Source organism: Aminobacter sp. DSM 101952 (assembly GCF_001424795.1).
GTDB classification, from domain to species: Bacteria; Pseudomonadota; Alphaproteobacteria; order Rhizobiales; family Rhizobiaceae; genus Aminobacter; species Aminobacter aganoensis.
Map to the genome: position 1 here is coordinate 64,420 of NZ_LMCL01000034.1, position 16,400 is coordinate 80,819.

A 16,400-nucleotide genomic window follows, 5' to 3' on the forward strand; every position below is an offset into this window, starting at 1 on the left:
CAACTACACCGCACAACGGCATTTCAAAGCGCTTTGGCTATCGGCATCACGCCATTGGAATCGAAAAGAGTCAAGAGGTCGGGCGGATTAATCGATTTAAATGCTATGGGGATGTGCGGCGCAGCATGCTTTTTGGGCGGTGCAGCAGTTAATTTCGCTTCAAACCAAGCAGCCAACGGCCTAGTCTTGCGAAAGCGACACGGCTACTTGGTTCGGCGACCGGACAGAGCCATATCTAAAGCGCTTTGGGAATTGGAGCCGAGGTGAACCTCAAGCAACTGTCGACCATGCTCCAGCTTTCGCAGACGACGGTCAGCCGTGCGCTCAACGGCTATCCCGAGGTCAATGAGGAAACGCGCCGGCGCGTCGTGGAGGCGGCCAAGCGCCATGGCTATCGTCCGAACCCCAGCGCCCGCAGGCTGGCGACGGGCAAGGCCGGCATGATCGGCTACGTCATGCCGACGGGCGCCGCCGTCGACATCGACCCTCACTTCGTCGAGTTCCTGTCGGGCCTCGGCGACTATGCCCGCGGCCATGAACTCGACCTGGTGCTGAGCCCGGCCGATGCCCAGGACGAGGAGACGACCTACCGCCGCATCGTCGCCAACAAGCAGGTCGACGCGCTCTACATGTCCGCGCCGCGCGCCGCCGACAGCCGCATCGCCCTTGCCCACCAGCTCGGCATCCCCTTCATCGTGCACGGCCGCAGCGAGGGCCTCGATTTCGACTATCCCTTCATCGACATCGACAACGAGGGCGCCTTCCACGACGCGACGCGGCTGCTGATCCAGCTCGGCCACAAGCGCATTGCCGTGATCAACGGCGACGACACCCAGACCTTCGCCATCTTCCGCGAGCGCGGCGTCAGGCGGGCGCTGTCCGAAAGCGGGCTTGCGCTTGATTTCAGGCACATTCGCTCCGAGGTCATGACCGAGGAGAACGGCTATCGCGCCGCCCGCAGCCTGCTCGAGGCGTCCGACGCGCCGACGGCAATCGTCTGCTCGAGCCTGATCATGGCGCTGGGGGTGGTCAGGGCGGCGCGCGACCTCAATTTGTCGCTGCCCGGCGACCTGTCGCTGGTCAGCCATGACGACGTCTTTCCCTGGCTGAAGCCGGAACACTTCTCCGTCCCGCTGACGACGACGCGCTCGTCGATCCGCGCTGCCGGCGCACGCGTCGCCGAGCGGCTCGCCGCCCGCATCTCGGGACTGGAGGACGGTGCCCGCGGCGAGGTCTGGCCTGTCGATCTCGTGGTGCGCGGCTCGATTGCGGGCGCACGATAGCGGGATGCGGTTCCGCGCGGAGCCGCCTTCGCGGCTGATCATCTGGGGATGAACACGTACATAATCTTTTGCAACTGGGTGTCATCTGGCACATAGTCGCGCCATGATGAAAACCGCCGCCAAGCCCGTTTCGAAAAAGACTGACTATGAGAAGGCGTTGCGCAAGGCGGGCATCCGCATCACCCGGCCGCGCAAGATCATCCTCGGCATATTGGGGGAAACGGAAGACCATCCCGACGCGCTGGAGATCTTTCGCCGCGCCGAGACCATCGACAAGAGCATCTCCCTGTCCACGGTCTACCGCACGATGAAGCTGCTGGAGGAGATGGGCGCCATCCACCGCCACGCCTTCGAGGGCGGGCCGTCGCGATTTGAACAGGCCGGCGGCGATCACCACGACCACCTGATCGACATCGACACCGGCAATGTCATCGAGTTCCGCTCCGACAGGATCGAGCAGCTGCAGCAGGAAATCGCCCGCCAACTCGGCTACGACATCGTCCATCACCGGCTCGAGCTCTACGGCCGCCGCCGCAAGGACTGATGCCGGCAGGGATCGGTGACGCAAGGTCAGGGCACGACGAGTTGATCGGCCGTTGCCGGCGCCTGAAGGTGCCGCGAGTTGACCTCGGCACGGGCGCGGTCAATCATGCCGCCATCCGAGGCCAGCGCAATCAGCAGACAGGACAGCAACCATGGAAAAAGCCGAAATCGGACTGATCGGGCTTGGAACGATGGGCTCGAACCTGGCGCTCAACATCGCCGAAAAGGGCCATCGCATCGCCGTCTTCAACCGCACGCCGGCGCGGACCCAGGCCTTTCTCGAACAGGCCGGCGGCTTGCGCGACATGGTCGTGCCCTGTGCCTCGATCGAGGAACTTACCGCCGCCATCCGCCCGCCGCGGCCGGTCATCATCATGGTTCTGGCGGGTGCGCCCGTCGACGAGCAGATCGCGGCGCTCCGCGGCACGATGTCGGCCAACGACATCGTCATCGACGCCGGCAACGCCAATTTCCGCGACACCATGCGCCGCTTCAAGGAGCTCGAAGGCTCGGGCCTGACCTTCATCGGCATGGGCGTGTCGGGCGGCGAGGAGGGGGCCCGCCACGGCCCCTCGATCATGGTCGGCGGCACGCCCGAATCCTGGACGCGCGTCGAAGGCGTGCTGACCGCGATCTCGGCCAAGTTCAAGGGCGAGCCCTGCGCTGCCTGGCTGGGCACCGACGGTGCCGGGCATTTCGTCAAGACCATCCACAATGGCATCGAATATGCCGACATGCAGATGATCGCCGAGATCTACGGCATCCTGCGCGACGGGCTCGGCATGAAGCCGAAGGAGATCGCACCCGTCTTCGCCGGTTGGAACAAGGGCAGGCTGGAATCCTACCTGATCGAGATCACGGCGTCCGTGCTCGAAGCCGACGATCCCGCGACCGGGCGTCCGGTGGTGGACGTCATCCTCGACCGCGCCGGCCAAAAGGGCACCGGCAAGTGGTCGGTCATCGAGGCGCAGCAGCTCGGCATCCCGGCGACCGCGATCGAGGCGGCGGTGGCGGCGCGCGTGCTGTCGTCGATGAAGGACGAACGGCTGGCGGCGGAAAAGGCCTATGGCGCCAACACCCTGAAGTTCGCCGGCGGCAGGGACGAGGTGCTCGGCGACCTGGAGCTCGCATTGTTTGCCGGCAAGATCGCCGCCTATGCGCAAGGCTTTGCCGTCATGGCCGGCGCCTCGAAGGAGTTCGGCTGGAACCTGCCGATGCCGACCATCGCCAAGATCTGGCGCGCCGGCTGCATCATCCGCTCGCAGTTCCTCGACACCATCGCCGAGGCCTTCGGCAAGGCCGATCCGTCGACCAATCTGCTGATGGTGCCGGCCTTCGTCGAGATGATGGGCAAGGCGCATCCGTCGCTCCGCCGCATCGTCGCCCGCGCCGCCGAGGCCGGATTGCCGGTGCCGGCGCTGTCGTCGGCGCTCGCCTATTTCGACAGCTATCGCCAAGGCCGCGGTTCGACCGACCTGACGCAGGCGCAGCGCGACTTCTTCGGCGCCCACGGCTTCGAGCGCATCGATGTGCCGGGCGCCCATCATGGCCCGTGGGGGAGCGGCAGCTAGCCCTCGTAGGCTTCCACCGCGCTCGGCTGGCTCAGGCTCTGCAGTGATGCGAGGTCGCGTCCTGCGATGCGGCCAAGCACGGCGCGGGCGAGTTCCGCTCCGGCCAGCCGGACGTCCTCGTTGACGACGTAAAGCTGCGGCCTCAGCAGGTGCAGCAGTTTAGATGTCTGCTTCGAGACGATGTCGACGTCCTGGCCGAGCTTGAAGCCGGCGTCCTCGACGCCCGCCACCAGCGCGAAGGTGCCGGCACCGGCGCCGCTGACGAAACCGTCCGGGCGGTTGGGCCGAAGCAGCAACTCGGCGGCGAGCTTGCGGATGTCTTCGATCGAATGGTCGACCGTGGCCGTCGGGAACGGCACCTCGCTCAAGCCATGCTCCATCAAGGCATCGGCAAAGCCGTCGCGCATGTGGGTGTAGTAGCTGAGGTTCGAGGGTGGGGCGAGCAGTGCCAGCCGCTTGCGCCCGAGCGCGGCAAGCTTCTGCACCGCCTCGCGCGCATAGGCGCGGTTGTCGAAGTCGTGGAACGGATGCTCGATGCCCATGTGGGTGCGGCCGTGCGTGGCGAAGGGCATGCCGTGCTCGGTCATGTAGCGCACGCGTGGGTCGTCGGGTTCGATATGCGAGATGATGACGCCGTCAGCGGATGCGGTTTCGATGACATAGCGAACCGGTTCGAGCGGGTCGTTGGTGCGCGAGTAGGGCGTCACCACGAGGTGGTATGGCGTCGGTGCCAGGGCTTCCGAGATGCCGTAGATCAGGTCGGAGACGAAGCCGCCGATCTGTTCCTCGGTGTTGAGCACCAGGCTGATGACATTGGTCTTGCCGGTGCGCAGGCGCACCCCGGCGCGGTTGGGGCGATAGCCGATCTGCCTGGCGACAAGCTGCACGCGCTGCCGCGTCGCCGCGCCGATTTCGGGGGCGTCCTTAAGGGCGCGCGAAACCGTGGTGACGCCAAGCCCGGTCATGAAGGCGATGGTCTTCAGCGTCGGCGGGCTGGTCTCGCCCCCTGTCACCTGCGCGGCACTTTCATCCGGCGCTGTCTTGTCGTTCATCGCCGCTGCCCGCCGTGTTTTCCGTTCGGCGCATATCGCATTTGCATCATGGACCATGCAAGCTTTTCAGGCAAGAACTGTAACGTTGCAGCTCGATCCCCTCGGAGGCCGTGCCGAACGTTAAGCGCGCTCAGGTTCGGGTGGTAGATGTGCCTGGCGATGCCGACACCCCGCGCCGGATGCTTCGGCGATTTGACAATGAAAATCGCCTGTTATGCCCAAGTCGGGCCGCGTTTTTGTCGTCGGAAACGACGATGCTTTAGTTCGGGACCCGAAGAAAGTCGCCTCGCTGGCCGCGCTGGCCATTGCGTCGGCGCGCGAGTTGAATTACGCTTCAGACCTGTAACGTTACAGGTTGCAGGTCTCCAGCGACTGGAACGGCAACTTTTTGCCTGCCGCCTGTCGCGGCCGAGCTGATTTCGGCACTTTTTGCCCGCCGGTTTCGAGTCGCGCCGGCCAGGACGAACCGCATGCGCAACCAACCGGACGAATGAGATGGACTGGTCGTTTCAACTCTACAGCGCCCGCAATTTCCAGCCCTGGAGCAAGGTGCTGAAGACCCTTGCTGCACTCGGCTATCGCCAGGTCGAGGGCTATGGCGCGGTCTACGGAGATGCCGTGGCCTTCCGCGCCCTGCTCGACGAGAGCGGCCTCGCCATGCCGAGCGGCCATTTCGACATGGACCTGCTGGAGCAGGATTTTGCCAGGGCCGCCGGCATCGCCGGGACGCTCGGCATGGAGCTGATCGCCTGTCCGTGGCTCGAGCCCACCGACCGCCCGGCCGATGCCGAAGGCTGGCGCGCCTTCGGCAGGCGTCTCGCCGCCATCGGCGCGAAAGCCAGGGACGCAGGCTTCGACTTTGCCTGGCACAACCACGACTTCGAGCTTCAGCCACTCGACGACGGGTCGGTGCCGCAGCGTCTCCTGCTGGAGGCGGCGCCCGACATCGGCTGGGAAATGGACGTCGCCTGGGTGATTCGAGGCGGCTCCGACCCGCTGCACTGGATCGAGGAATTCGGCCCGCGCATCGTCGCCGCCCACGTCAAGGACATCGCGCAGCAGGGCGAGGCGGCCGGCGAGGACGGCTGGTCGGACGTCGGTCACGGCATCGTCGACTGGGCCGGATTGGTGATCGCGCTGCGCAACCGTACGCCGGCCCGCCTTTTCGTCATGGAGCACGACAATCCAGCCGATTTCGACCGCTTCGCAAAGCGGTCGATCGAAGCTGCCAGGACTTTCTAGGGGGAGCATCGCATGGCACGGAAACTTGGCGTCGGGGTGATCGGCTGCGGCAATATCTCGAAGACCTATTTTGAGCGCGCACCCCAGTTCCGCGGCATCGAGATGTGCGCCTGCGCCGACATCAACATGGATGCCGCACGCAGCCGGGCGAAGGAGTTCAAGCTGCGCGCCGAGACGGTCGAGGGGCTGCTGGCGTCAGCCGACATCGACATCATCGTCAACCTGACCATTCCGGCCGTGCATTACGAGGTCTCGAAGCTGGCCATCGAGGCCGGTAAGCACGTCTATTCCGAAAAGCCCTTCGTGCTGGCGATCAAGGACGGTCTCGACCTCAAGAGGCGCGCCGACAGGAAGGGCGTCCGCATCGGCTCGGCGCCCGACACCTTCCTCGGCGGGTCGCACCAGTTGGCGCGGCATCTGATCGACAGCGGCAAGCTCGGCAAGATCACGTCAGGCACCTGCCATGTGATGAGCCACGGCATGGAGCAGTGGCACCCCAACCCGGATTTCTTCTTCCAGCCGGGCGGCGGCCCGATCCTCGACCTCGGGCCCTACTACATCGCCAATCTGGTGCAGCTCATCGGTCCGGTGAAGCGTGTCGCCGCACTGGCCTCGATCCCGGCCAAGGAGCGGACGATCTCGTCGAAGCCGCGCGCCGGCGAAAGGATACCGGTGACGACGCCGACGACGATCCTGGCCCTGATGGAATTCGACGCCGGCGCTGTCTTCACCTTCAATGCCAGCTGGGACGTCTGGCACAGCGGCCATGCCCCGATGGAGCTCTATGGCGAGGCCGGCACCATCCACATGCCCGACCCCAATTTCTTCGGCGGCGACGTGCGTTACACCAGGGGTGAAAAGCCGGTGAAGACGCTGCCGAGGTGGGACCACCCGTTCTCGATAGCCAACGAGAAGCATCCGGAAGGTATGATGGCCAATTACCGTACAGCAGGCCTCGCCGACATGGCGCTGGCGATCCTGCAGGGCAGGCCGCACCGCTGCTCGCTGGAGCTCGCCAACCATGTCATCGACGTCATGACCGGAATCCTGAAATCGGGCGAGACGAGGAAATTCGTCGACATGCAGACGACCTGCGAACGGCCCGAGCCGCTCGGCCCCGCCGCTGCAAGGGGGCTGCTGGCATCGGCAAAATAGGCTAAGAGAAGGGGACGGCGTCATCCGCCGATTCCCCTTATTTGAGGACACCATCATGACCTGGCAGCCGGCCGCAAACCGCTACGAAAACATGGTCTACAACCGCGTCGGCAGGTCGGGCCTCAAACTGCCCGCGATCTCCCTCGGCCTGTGGCATAATTTCGGCGAGGACACGCCGCACCAGACCAAGCGCGCCATCTGCCATAAGGCGTTCGATCTCGGCATCACCCATTTCGATCTCGCCAACAACTACGGCCCGCCGCCCGGTTCGGCCGAGACGGCCTTCGGCGAGATCCTGCGCACCGATTTCGCCGGCCTGCGCGACGAGATGATCATCACCACCAAGGCCGGCTATGACATGTGGCCCGGGCCCTATGGCGAGTGGGGCAGCCGCAAATATGTGCTGGCGAGCCTCGACCAGAGCCTCAAGCGCATGGGTCTCGACTACGTCGACATCTTCTACTCGCACCGCTTCGACCCTGACACGCCTCTCGAAGAGACGATGGGCGCGCTCGACCATGCCGTGCGCTCTGGCAAGGCGCTTTATGCCGGCATCTCGTCCTACAACGCCCAGCGCACCCGCGAGGCCGCCGACATCCTGAAGCGGCTCGGCACGCCGTGCCTGATCCACCAGCCCAGCTATTCGCTGATCAACCGCTGGGTCGAGGACGATGGCCTGCTCGATGCGCTGGACGGGCTCGGCATCGGCTCGATCGTGTTCTCGCCGCTGGCCCAGGGCATGCTGACCGGCAAGTACCTCCAGGGCGTGCCGGAAGGCAGCCGTGCGTCGCAGGGCAAGTCGCTGCGGCAGGCTTTCCTCAGCGACAAGACGCTTGCCAACATCCGTGCGCTCAATGCCATCGCCGAGCGCCGCGGCCAGACGCTGGCGCAGATGGCGCTGGCCTGGGTGCTGCGCGGCGGCCGCGTGACCTCTGCGCTGATCGGGGCCAGCCGTCCCGAGCAGGTCGAGGATTGCGTCGGTGCGGTCAGGAACCTGGCCTTCAGCGATGCCGAGCTGGCCGAGATCGACCAGTATGCGCGCGACGCCGACATCAACCTCTGGGCACGCTCGGCCGAGCGCGAAGGCCCGGCGCGGCAGAAGAAGTAAGGGGGTGTTCTTCGGCGCGGTTGGCTGCGGTCGCGCGCCGTACCCCCACCCCTAACCCTCCCCACAAGAGGGAGGGGGAACGGCGCCGTTGCGCCACTCTAAGCATTTGAAGGCTGCCGTCCCTCGAAGATCGTTGGAGATGTAGGACGCGCCGCCGCCCAATCCCCCTCCCCCCTTGTGCGCGGGGCTAGGGATGGGGGGTACGGCCGGTCAACTCCGGTGCGACTCTGCCCGAAGTGCTCCAACATTGTCTTTGCCGGCGGGACGCGCTAGCAAAACCTGTGTCCAATCGCCATCTTGGGGCGATGGATTGTTGCGTCCGGGCATCGGCCCGGCCGAGGAAGGTGAAAGCGGAAAGATGGCGGCGCGGGCTACGCTGACGAAGAACCAGCGAATGGTTCTGGACAAACTGGAAGCGGCACGCGGCCCGCTCAGCGCCTACACGCTGCTCGACCAGTTGCGCGAGCATGGTTTTCGCGCGCCGCTGCAGGTCTACCGTGCGCTCGAGGTGCTGGTGAAGGACGGCTTCGTCCACCGCCTCGAAAGCCTCAACGCCTTCGTCGCCTGTTCCGAGCCGCACGACCACAGCCATCACAACCACCGCATGACTGCTTTCGCCATCTGCGACACCTGTGGCCAGGTCATCGAGATGTCCGACGAACTGGTCGGCAAGCAGCTCGACGATTGGGTCGGCTCGACCGGCTTCGTCGCCAAGAAGGCGGTCATCGAGTTTCGCGGCACTTGCGCCAAATGCGCCGCGATTGCCGCCTGACGGTCAGCGCGCCGTCGAGAACGCGAACCAGATCGCCACGCCCGCCAAAAGCGCCGACAGTGCCTGCCGTGCGACCTTTTCGACCTTCGGGTTGTTGAGCAGGGGCTCCAGCTGGCTCGCCAGCACCACGATCAGGCAATGGATGACGGTGGCGACCGCCACATAGATGGCGGTCAGCGTCAGCGTCTGCGCCAGCACCGGCCGTTCGGCGACGATGAATGTCGGCAGCACCGCGACATAGAACACCGCAGCCTTTGGATTGAGCAGGTTGGTCACCAGCCCGCGCGTGAAGTAGCGCCGGCCCGGGTCGCCGCTTTCGGCGGCCGCGTCGCCAGGGCCTCGCCAGCCTTCATAGGCGAGGTAGAGCAGGAACAGCACGCCGCTCCAGCGCAGGCCTTCGTAGAGCAGGTTGGAGGTGTGGATCAGCTCGGTGACGCCGAGCCCGGCCACCACGCCGACGACGGCGAGGCCGAGCGCGATGCCGGCCACGGTGGCGAAACCGGCGCGCCGGCCTTCGCCGGCCGACACCAGGGCCAGGTAGGTCATGTTCGGCCCCGGCGTCAGCTCGATGATCAGCGATGTCAGGGCGAAGGAGGCGAGCGTCGACGCATCCGGCGACGTCGCGAACTCCATCTCAGTGGGCCTCGTCCCAGCTGTGGGCGCCATGGGCGTCGACGCGCAGCGGCACCGACATCGACACCGCCGGCATGGCGGCGTTTTCCATGACATGACGGACGACGGGGATCGTCGCCTCGACCTCGGTCTCGACCGTCTCGAAGATCAGTTCGTCGTGCACCTGCAGCAGCATCCGCGCCGACAGCTTGGCGGTCGCAAGCGCGTCCTCCATGCGGATCATGGCGCGGCGGATGATGTCGGCGGCCGTTCCCTGCAGGCGGGCGTTGATCGAGGCGCGTTCGTTGAAGGCACGCACCGAGGGGTTGGACGAGCGGATTTCCGGATAGTGGATGCGCCGGCCGAAGATGGTCTCGACATAGCCGTTGTCGCGGCAGAACGCCTTGGTTTCGTCCATGTAGGCGCGGATGCCGGGGAAGCGCTCGAAATACTTCCGGATGTAGTCGGAGGCTTCCTCGCGCGGGATCGACAGCTGGTTGGCGAGGCCGAAGGCTGAGATGCCGTAGATGATGCCGAAATTGATCGCCTTGGCCCGGCGGCGGATCTCCGAGGGCATGCCCTCCACCGGCACCGAGAACATCTCGGATGCCGTCATGGCGTGGATGTCGACGCCGTCGGCGAAAGCCTGCTTGAGCTGGGCGATGTCGGCGACATGGGCGAGCACGCGCAGCTCGATCTGGCTGTAGTCGGCCGAGATCAGCTTGTTGCCCTTGTCGGCGATGAAGGCGGTGCGGATCTTGCGGCCTTCGGCGGTGCGGATCGGGATGTTCTGCAGGTTCGGGTCCGACGACGACAGCCGGCCGGTGGTGGTGGCGGCCAGCGCGTAGGAGGTGTGGACGCGCTTGGTGTCGGGATTGATGAAGCCGGGCAGGGCGTCGGTGTAGGTCGATTTCAGCTTGGTCAGCTGGCGCCAGTCGACGATCTTGCGCGGCAGTTCATGGCCTTCGGCGGCAAGGTCTTCCAGCACCTGCGCCGAAGTCGACCACTGGCCGGTCTTGGTCTTGGTGCCGCCGGGCAGGCCCATGCGGCCGAACAGCAGGTCGCCGAGCTGCTTGGGCGAGCCGATGTTGAAGCGCTCGCCGGCGATGGCGTTGATCTCGTCCTCGAGACGGGCCGCGCCCTGGGCCAGTTCGCCCGACAGTCGCGACAGGATCTGGCGGTCGACCGAGATGCCGCGCTGCTCCATGCGGGCCAGCACCGGCACCAGCGGCCGTTCCAGCCGCTCGTAGACGGAGACCACACCCTTGGCGGCGAGGCGCGGCTTGAGCACGCGCCACAGCCGCAGAGCCACGTCGGCGTCCTCGGCGGCATAGGCGGTGGCCCTGTCGATATCGACCTCGTCCAGGCCGACGACATTCCTGCCCGAACCGGCAATCTCCTTGAATGGGATCGGCGTGTGGCCGAGCCATTTTTCCGACAGGGAATCCGCACCGTGGCCGCCACTGGTGCCGCCGTCGAGCACGTAGGCCAACAGCATGGTGTCGTCGAACGACCTGAGGTCGATGCCGTGCCGGTCCAGGACCACGAGGTCGTATTTCAGGTTCTGCGCGACCTTGAGCACCGAGGCGTCTTCGAGCAGCGGCTTGAGGGCGGCGATCGCGTCGCGCACCAGAATCTGGTTTTCGACCAGCCCGCCGCCGAGAAGATCGCCGCGGCCGCTCTTGTGGGTCAGCGGCACATAGGCGGCGCGGCCGGGCGCGACTGCCAGCGAAAAGCCGACCAGCTCGGCCTGCATGGGGTCGAGCGAGGTGGTCTTGGTGTCGAAGGCAACGACGCCGGCCTCCCTTGCCTCGGCGATCCACTGCGTCAGGGTCGCCAGGTCGCGGATGGTGGCATAGGCGGCATGGTCGAACTTCTGCGACGCCGCCGCTTCGGCCAGCCTGTTTGCGAGGGCGGTCGGGGTGTCGGCCACGTTGCCGTTTTCGGCAGCGGCGGACGAGCCTGCGGCAGCGGCGTTGCCGCCGTTCGCACGCGCAGCAGGAGCCGCCGCTGGTGCCGCACCCGCGCCGACATCGGGCCCATGCGCATCGGCGCCCCATTGCACGGCGACGGGCACAGCCTCGATCTCGCCGGCCTCGGTGCCGGTGGCCTCGGCGACGCGGCGCGTCAGCGAGGTGAATTCCATGGTCTTGAGGAAGCCGATCAGCTTCGGCCCGTTGGGTGGCTGAAGCACGAAGTCTTCCAGTCCATCGGCTACCGGCACGTCGACCTTGAGCCGCACCAGCTCGCGCGAAATGCGTGCCTTTTCGGTGTTGTCGATGATCGACTGGCGGCGCTTGTCCTGCTTGATCTCGGAGGCGCGGGCGAGCAGCGTGTCGAGGTCGCCGAACTGCTCGAGCAGCTGTGCAGCCGTCTTCGGGCCGATGCCGGGCACGCCGGGCACGTTGTCGACCGAGTCGCCGGTCAGCGCCTGCAGGTCGATCATCTTTTCCGGCGGCACGCCCCACTTCTCGATGACCTCGGGGATGTTGATCTGGCGATCCTTCATCGGGTCGTACATTGTGACGCTTGGACCGACGAGTTGCATCAGGTCCTTGTCGGAGGAGACGATGGTGGTGTCACCGCCCGCCTCGCAGGCAAGCCTGGCATAGGTGGCGATCAGGTCGTCGGCCTCGAAACCCTCCATCTCGATGCAGGGCAGCTCGAAAGCCTTGGTCGCCTGCCGGATCAGGCCGAATTGCGGGATCAGGTCTTCCGGCGGCGCCGAGCGGTTGGCCTTGTATTCGGGATAGAGCTCGTTGCGGAAGGTCTTCGAGGAATAGTCGAAGATGACGGCGAAATGCGTCGGCACGACCCCAGCTTCGGTGTTGCGTGCGTCGAGCATCAGCTTCCACAACATGTTGCAGAAACCTGAGACGGCACCGACCGGAAGGCCGTCGGACTTGCGGGTCAGCGGCGGCAGCGCGTGATAGGCGCGAAAGATGTAGCCGGAGCCGTCGACAAGAAAGAGATGATCGCCTTTTTTCATGGCGATACGGGTAGCTTGGCATAGCGCGGCTGTCCATGGTCAAGCTGGCCCTGCCGCCGTCTACTGACAAGTCCTTTGCCCGCGCCGCATACTCTTCGTTGCCGAACGGGCGGCCTGCCTTGCCGCTCGCGGGTGCCGGTTGGCGGCGGCAGGTCATGGCGAAGCTTTTCCATTCTTCGCTGCGGTTGCAACGGCAATCAAGGCCCCAGGGCGATGATATCCTTCAAGTCGGGACCAGGATTGCCAGCGGGTACTTTACGTTGGGGAAGAATTTAACCCAGTCATGGGTATCGCTGGTGTCGTGGCCTGCCTTTTCGACATTGATCTGGAGAGCTTTTCCTTCGCTATCCATGACATCGATTTCAGTGCCCACAGTAGCGGCGGCTTGCCGGTCGATGAATACCTCGGTGGCGTCGGAGGGGCCGATGGCACGCGCAGGGCCGATCACGCGCATGTTACAAAAGTGTAATCTTCGTGCCCTTGAATCGCCATGTTCAAAGGAACAAATAATGGGCATCGGCAGTTTTTGCCGAAGTCCGGTCTCAGGCCCGTCCCCCGCCTATCCGGACCCTGCGGCAGCCTCATCCCCCTCTCCGGGCTGCCGCACCGTTTGAAGAATGTGCCGCCGTGGCTCCCCCCTCCACCACGGCGGCACTTTTTTATCCCGACATTGCCGCGATCGTCATGCAGCCTTGGCCGTTGGCCCAATCCTGCCGGCTTTTCGTTTTCCCTTTGGCCAACTAGGTTGCGCCGCAGAAGAATCGAAAGGCACTCAAATGTCCGCTCTCTCGCCGGTCCTCGACCGTCTCGACAAGAATCTCGACCAGTCCCTGGAGCGCCTGTTCGGCCTGCTCCGCATCAAGTCGATCTCCACCGACCCGGCCTTTTCGTCGGATTGCCGCAAGGCCGCCGAATGGCTGGTCGCCGACCTCAAGTCGATCGGCTTCGACGCCAGCGTCCGCGACACGCCGGGCCACCCGATGGTGGTTGCTCATCACGACGGCCCTGCCGGTTCGCCGCACGTGCTGTTTTACGGCCACTACGACGTCCAGCCGGTCGATCCGCTGAACCTCTGGGAAGACGATCCCTTCGATCCCAAGATCAAGGAAATCGCAGGCGGCATCAAGGTCATCACCGGCCGCGGTTCGTCCGACGACAAGGGCCAGCTGATGCTCTTCGTCGAGGCCTGCCGCGCCTGGAAGGAGGTCCATGGCGGCCTGCCGTGCAAGATCACCCTCCTGTTCGAGGGCGAGGAAGAGTCGGGTTCGCCGTCGCTCAAGCCGTTCCTCGATGCCAATGCGGAAGAACTCAAGGCCGATTTCGCCATGGTCTGCGACACCGGCATGTGGGATCGCGAGACGCCCGCCATCTCGATCGCGCTGCGCGGTCTCGTCGGCGAGGAGATCACCGTTCACGCCGCCGACCGCGACCTGCATTCGGGCGAATATGGCGGTGCCGCCGCCAACCCGGTGCGCATCCTGGCCAAGGTGCTGGCCGACATTCACGACGAAACCGGCCGCGTCACCATTCCCGGCTTCTATGACGGCGTCGAGGAGACGCCTTCGCAGATCCTGAAGTCGTGGGAGATGCTCGGCGAGACCGCCGAGAAGTTCCTCGGCGAGGTTGGCCTGTCCATTCCCTCGGGCGAAAAGGGCCGTTCGGTGCTCGAACTGGTCTGGGCCCGTCCGACCGCCGAGTTCAACGGCATCATCGGCGGCTACACCGGCAAGGGCTTCAAGACCGTGATCGCATCCCAGGCTTCGGCCAAGGTGTCGTTCCGCCTCGTCCACAAGCAGGACCCCGAAAAGCTCCGCGCCGCCTTCCGCGAGTTCGTCAGCGCGCGCATTCCCGCCGATTGCAGCGTCGAGTTCGAGAAGCATGGCGGCTCGCCGGCGATCCAGCTGTCCTACGACTCGCCGTTCCTCGCCAAGGCCAAGGACGCGCTGTCGGATGAATGGTCGAAGCAGACGGTGATGATCGCCATGGGCGGCTCGATCCCGATCGTAGGCGACTTCCAGACCTATCTCGGCATGGAGTCGCTGCTGGTCGGTTTCGCGCTCGCCGACGACCGCATCCATTCGCCGAACGAGAAGTACGACCTGAACTCGTTCCACAAGGGCCAGCGCTCCTGGGCCCGCATTCTCGAGGCGCTGACCCGTTCGTGACCGCCTAAGATCAACTTTCTGTTGATTTTTCTTCCGATCGCGGCAAGGGAGAAGCCAAGCCGCGATCGGAGACAATGATGACCATCCGCTTCCACAAGCACGACCTGCCCGACCTCACGCACTACGACGTCGATGCGGTCGCCATCGACACCGAGACGCTGGGGCTGAACCCGCATCGCGACCGGCTCTGCGTGGTGCAGATCTCGCCCGGCGACGGCACCGCCGACGTCATCCAGATCGCGCCCGGGCAGAAGAAGGCGCCGAACCTGACGAGCCTGCTCAGGAACCGCAAGGTGACGAAGCTGTTCCATTTCGGCCGCTTCGACATCGCCGTGCTCTACAACGCCTTCGGTGTCGTGACCGAGCCGGTGTTCTGCACCAAGATCGCCTCACGCCTGACCCGCACCTACACCGATCGCCACGGCCTCAAGGACATCTGCAACGAACTGCTGGGCGTCAGCCTGTCGAAGCAGCAGCAGTCGTCCGACTGGGCCGCCGAGACGCTGTCGCCCGAGCAGCTCGAATACGCCGCTTCCGACGTGCTCTACCTGCACCGGCTGCGCGACGTGCTGGCCGGCAGGCTGGAGCGTGACGGCCGCACTAGGGAGGCCGAGGCCTGCTTCCGCTTCCTGCCCACCCGCGCCAAGCTCGACCTGATGGGCTGGGACGAGGAAGACATTTTCGCCCATAGCTGACGCTGCGGCAGCCTGCTTCGAGGGAACGAACGGACAGGTTTGGCCGTTTGGGATGCGTTACCTTGCAGCGCCGCGCGTCATTTGGGACGCGCAAAGGACGCTGCAAGACTTTTAAATCGTGCATGATCCTTTCCGAAAAATCGGGATCGATTTTCGGGGTCGTGCACAGTGAAAGGATGCATCCGAATGGCCACGACCCGTGAAGAAATCCAGTCCGACCTCGAAGCGCAGGTTGCCCAGCTGACCAAGCAGGTCTCGTCGCTGACGAAGGCGATGTCCAAACGCAGCGCAAGCGCATTGGCGGAAGGCCGCGAGAGTGCGTCCGAGCTCTATGACGGCTTCTACGACCGCTTCACCGACGCCCTGCCGGCCATGCGCAAGCAGGCCCGCGCGGCGCAGAAGACAGCCCAGGACAATCCGATGACGACGGCGCTTGTTGGCGTGGCGGTCTTCGGTCTGCTTGCGGCGCTGCTGACCCGCCGCTGACTTTTGCTGCCGCGTGGCTTTACCGGGCCGCGCGGTCGGCTATCGTTGGTTAGCAAATCTGAGGGATCCCGATGAGCGCCAAGACACCGATCTCCACCGCCCCGACGGACGGTTCCAAGGTCACGGTCTACTGGACCGACCGTGACGGCCAGGAAAACGAGTCCGTCGCCCAGTACCGGTCGCTCGACCGCCTGAAGGCGGCCGGCGGGCAGTGGGACGAAAGCGACGAAGGCTGGTGGGCCTATGTCGACAGCGACACCCAGAAACGCATTGTCCCGCATTCGTGGGCGGCACCCGGTGGCGACGAAGACGACGAATGAGCGTATGCTCGGCATAGCCAGCCGGGAGAAGAACCATGGCCAAAAAACCCGATCGGAAAGAACACGAGTTCATGGTCGCAGGCGTAGAGCCCGCACCTGAGACCAGCCTCGACGGCGTTGCCGTGACGCTGGTCGACGCGCGCGGCGGCCGCGTGCGTCTCCACATGAACCCCGACATGGCCGAGTTGCTGCGCGAGCGGGTCTCGGCCGCGCTCAACAAGACGACCGGTCCCTGAACACGCTCCGTTAGCCCGCGCTTGCCAGGTGTCTGACCGGGCCTTGCCCGAAGCCGGACGCTTTGCCCCTTTCCGTCGTCCGCAACCTGTGGCGACCCGCGATCCTGCCCCCGTCCAAGGCTAATGGCCTCAGGCGCGCGAAAAATTTCTCCACCGTCCTTTGAACCTTTT

The 16,400-nt window shown here is 65.1% G+C and carries 16 protein-coding genes; 12 read left to right on the forward strand and 4 right to left on the reverse strand.

Features of this window, described 5'->3' with window-relative positions; all coding sequences use genetic code 11:
* Positions 1-263: 263 nt before the first annotated feature.
* From ASC75_RS23245 to gndA, 3 genes are all read left to right on the forward strand, one after another.
* Positions 264-1,283: a substrate-binding domain-containing protein gene (locus ASC75_RS23245; protein WP_055981236.1), complete on the forward strand. Its 1,020-nt coding sequence runs from the start codon at positions 264-266 to the stop codon at positions 1,281-1,283.
* Between the two features lie 103 nt (positions 1,284-1,386).
* The gene (locus ASC75_RS23250; RefSeq protein ID WP_055981239.1) at positions 1,387-1,827 is read left to right on the forward strand and encodes a Fur family transcriptional regulator; all 441 of its coding nucleotides are present in this window, start codon (positions 1,387-1,389) and stop codon (positions 1,825-1,827) included.
* Between the two features lie 151 nt (positions 1,828-1,978).
* Positions 1,979-3,397, forward strand: a complete 1,419-nt coding sequence (gndA, locus tag ASC75_RS23255) for an NADP-dependent phosphogluconate dehydrogenase (RefSeq protein WP_055981242.1) — start codon at positions 1,979-1,981, stop codon at positions 3,395-3,397.
* On the opposite strand, the gene ASC75_RS23260 is transcribed toward gndA, so the two are convergent.
* A complete protein-coding gene (locus ASC75_RS23260) occupies positions 3,394-4,449 on the reverse strand; it encodes a LacI family transcriptional regulator (protein ID WP_082496727.1) in 1,056 nt (351 codons plus the stop codon). The two genes, gndA and ASC75_RS23260, sit on opposite strands and share 4 nt — an antisense overlap.
* A 495-nt stretch (positions 4,450-4,944) precedes the next feature.
* On the opposite strand from ASC75_RS23260, the gene ASC75_RS23265 reads away from it, so the two are divergent.
* The 4 genes from ASC75_RS23265 to ASC75_RS23280 all read left to right on the forward strand — a co-directional run bounded on the left by ASC75_RS23265 (position 4,945) and on the right by ASC75_RS23280 (position 8,726).
* On the forward strand, positions 4,945-5,691 hold the full coding sequence (locus ASC75_RS23265) for a sugar phosphate isomerase/epimerase (RefSeq protein ID WP_055981244.1): 747 nt from the start codon (positions 4,945-4,947) through the stop codon (positions 5,689-5,691).
* Positions 5,692-5,703: 12 nt separating this feature from the next.
* Entirely contained in the window at positions 5,704-6,846 is a 1,143-nt protein-coding gene (locus tag ASC75_RS23270; protein ID WP_055981247.1) for a Gfo/Idh/MocA family oxidoreductase, read from the forward strand.
* 55 nt (positions 6,847-6,901) lie between these two features.
* Entirely contained in the window at positions 6,902-7,954 is a 1,053-nt protein-coding gene (mgrA, locus tag ASC75_RS23275; protein ID WP_055981250.1) for an L-glyceraldehyde 3-phosphate reductase, read from the forward strand.
* Between the two features lie 358 nt (positions 7,955-8,312).
* Entirely contained in the window at positions 8,313-8,726 is a 414-nt protein-coding gene (locus ASC75_RS23280; RefSeq protein ID WP_055981692.1) for a Fur family transcriptional regulator, read from the forward strand.
* Positions 8,727-8,729: 3 nt separating this feature from the next.
* Here ASC75_RS23280 and ASC75_RS23285 read toward each other — a convergent pair whose 3' ends face one another.
* From ASC75_RS23285 to ASC75_RS23295, 3 genes are all read right to left on the reverse strand, one after another.
* Positions 8,730-9,359: a LysE family translocator gene (locus ASC75_RS23285; RefSeq protein WP_055981253.1), complete on the reverse strand. Its 630-nt coding sequence runs from the start codon at positions 9,357-9,359 to the stop codon at positions 8,730-8,732.
* Position 9,360: 1 nt separating this feature from the next.
* Positions 9,361-12,327 (reverse strand): DNA polymerase I, encoded by a 2,967-nt coding sequence (polA, locus tag ASC75_RS23290; protein ID WP_055981256.1) that lies wholly within the window; start codon positions 12,325-12,327, stop codon positions 9,361-9,363.
* Positions 12,328-12,550: 223 nt separating this feature from the next.
* A complete protein-coding gene (locus tag ASC75_RS23295) occupies positions 12,551-12,781 on the reverse strand; it encodes a hypothetical protein (RefSeq protein ID WP_055981260.1) in 231 nt (76 codons plus the stop codon).
* Between the two features lie 322 nt (positions 12,782-13,103).
* Here ASC75_RS23295 and ASC75_RS23300 point away from each other — a divergent pair, with 322 nt between their 5' ends.
* The 5 genes from ASC75_RS23300 to ASC75_RS26240 all read left to right on the forward strand — a co-directional run bounded on the left by ASC75_RS23300 (position 13,104) and on the right by ASC75_RS26240 (position 16,229).
* The gene (locus ASC75_RS23300) at positions 13,104-14,492 is read left to right on the forward strand and encodes a M20/M25/M40 family metallo-hydrolase (protein WP_055981263.1); all 1,389 of its coding nucleotides are present in this window, start codon (positions 13,104-13,106) and stop codon (positions 14,490-14,492) included.
* Between the two features lie 77 nt (positions 14,493-14,569).
* Positions 14,570-15,187 carry a ribonuclease D gene (locus ASC75_RS23305; protein ID WP_055981695.1) on the forward strand — a complete coding sequence of 206 codons (618 nt, stop codon included), beginning with the start codon at positions 14,570-14,572 and terminating at the stop codon, positions 15,185-15,187.
* 186 nt (positions 15,188-15,373) lie between these two features.
* Complete coding sequence (locus ASC75_RS23310) at positions 15,374-15,673, forward strand: hypothetical protein (RefSeq protein ID WP_055981266.1); 300 nt, start codon at positions 15,374-15,376, stop codon at positions 15,671-15,673.
* A 71-nt stretch (positions 15,674-15,744) separates the two neighbouring features.
* Entirely contained in the window at positions 15,745-15,993 is a 249-nt protein-coding gene (locus tag ASC75_RS23315; protein WP_055981268.1) for a hypothetical protein, read from the forward strand.
* Positions 15,994-16,028: 35 nt separating this feature from the next.
* Positions 16,029-16,229, forward strand: coding sequence for a hypothetical protein (locus tag ASC75_RS26240; RefSeq protein WP_156381371.1), 201 nt, complete (start codon positions 16,029-16,031; stop codon positions 16,227-16,229).
* The last annotated feature ends 171 nt before the right edge of the window (positions 16,230-16,400 follow it).

What these genes read in the sequence shown, in the direction of transcription:
- ASC75_RS23265 (WP_055981244.1), top strand. Translation starts at nt 4,945, where the DNA reads ATGGACTGGTCGTTTCAACTCTACAGCGCCCGCAATTTCCAGCCCTGG.
- ASC75_RS26240 (WP_156381371.1), top strand. Translation starts at nt 16,029, where the DNA reads ATGGCCAAAAAACCCGATCGGAAAGAACACGAGTTCATGGTCGCAGGC.
- ASC75_RS23300 (WP_055981263.1), top strand. Translation starts at nt 13,104, where the DNA reads ATGTCCGCTCTCTCGCCGGTCCTCGACCGTCTCGACAAGAATCTCGAC.
- gndA (WP_055981242.1), top strand. Translation starts at nt 1,979, where the DNA reads ATGGAAAAAGCCGAAATCGGACTGATCGGGCTTGGAACGATGGGCTCG.
- ASC75_RS23305 (WP_055981695.1), top strand. Translation starts at nt 14,570, where the DNA reads ATGACCATCCGCTTCCACAAGCACGACCTGCCCGACCTCACGCACTAC.
- ASC75_RS23285 (WP_055981253.1), bottom strand. Translation starts at nt 9,359, where the DNA reads ATGGAGTTCGCGACGTCGCCGGATGCGTCGACGCTCGCCTCCTTCGCC.
- ASC75_RS23260 (WP_082496727.1), bottom strand. Translation starts at nt 4,449, where the DNA reads ATGAACGACAAGACAGCGCCGGATGAAAGTGCCGCGCAGGTGACAGGG.
- ASC75_RS23310 (WP_055981266.1), top strand. Translation starts at nt 15,374, where the DNA reads ATGGCCACGACCCGTGAAGAAATCCAGTCCGACCTCGAAGCGCAGGTT.
- ASC75_RS23270 (WP_055981247.1), top strand. Translation starts at nt 5,704, where the DNA reads ATGGCACGGAAACTTGGCGTCGGGGTGATCGGCTGCGGCAATATCTCG.
- ASC75_RS23250 (WP_055981239.1), top strand. Translation starts at nt 1,387, where the DNA reads ATGATGAAAACCGCCGCCAAGCCCGTTTCGAAAAAGACTGACTATGAG.
- polA (WP_055981256.1), bottom strand. Translation starts at nt 12,327, where the DNA reads ATGAAAAAAGGCGATCATCTCTTTCTTGTCGACGGCTCCGGCTACATC.
- ASC75_RS23295 (WP_055981260.1), bottom strand. Translation starts at nt 12,781, where the DNA reads ATGCGCGTGATCGGCCCTGCGCGTGCCATCGGCCCCTCCGACGCCACC.
- ASC75_RS23280 (WP_055981692.1), top strand. Translation starts at nt 8,313, where the DNA reads ATGGCGGCGCGGGCTACGCTGACGAAGAACCAGCGAATGGTTCTGGAC.
- mgrA (WP_055981250.1), top strand. Translation starts at nt 6,902, where the DNA reads ATGACCTGGCAGCCGGCCGCAAACCGCTACGAAAACATGGTCTACAAC.
- ASC75_RS23315 (WP_055981268.1), top strand. Translation starts at nt 15,745, where the DNA reads ATGAGCGCCAAGACACCGATCTCCACCGCCCCGACGGACGGTTCCAAG.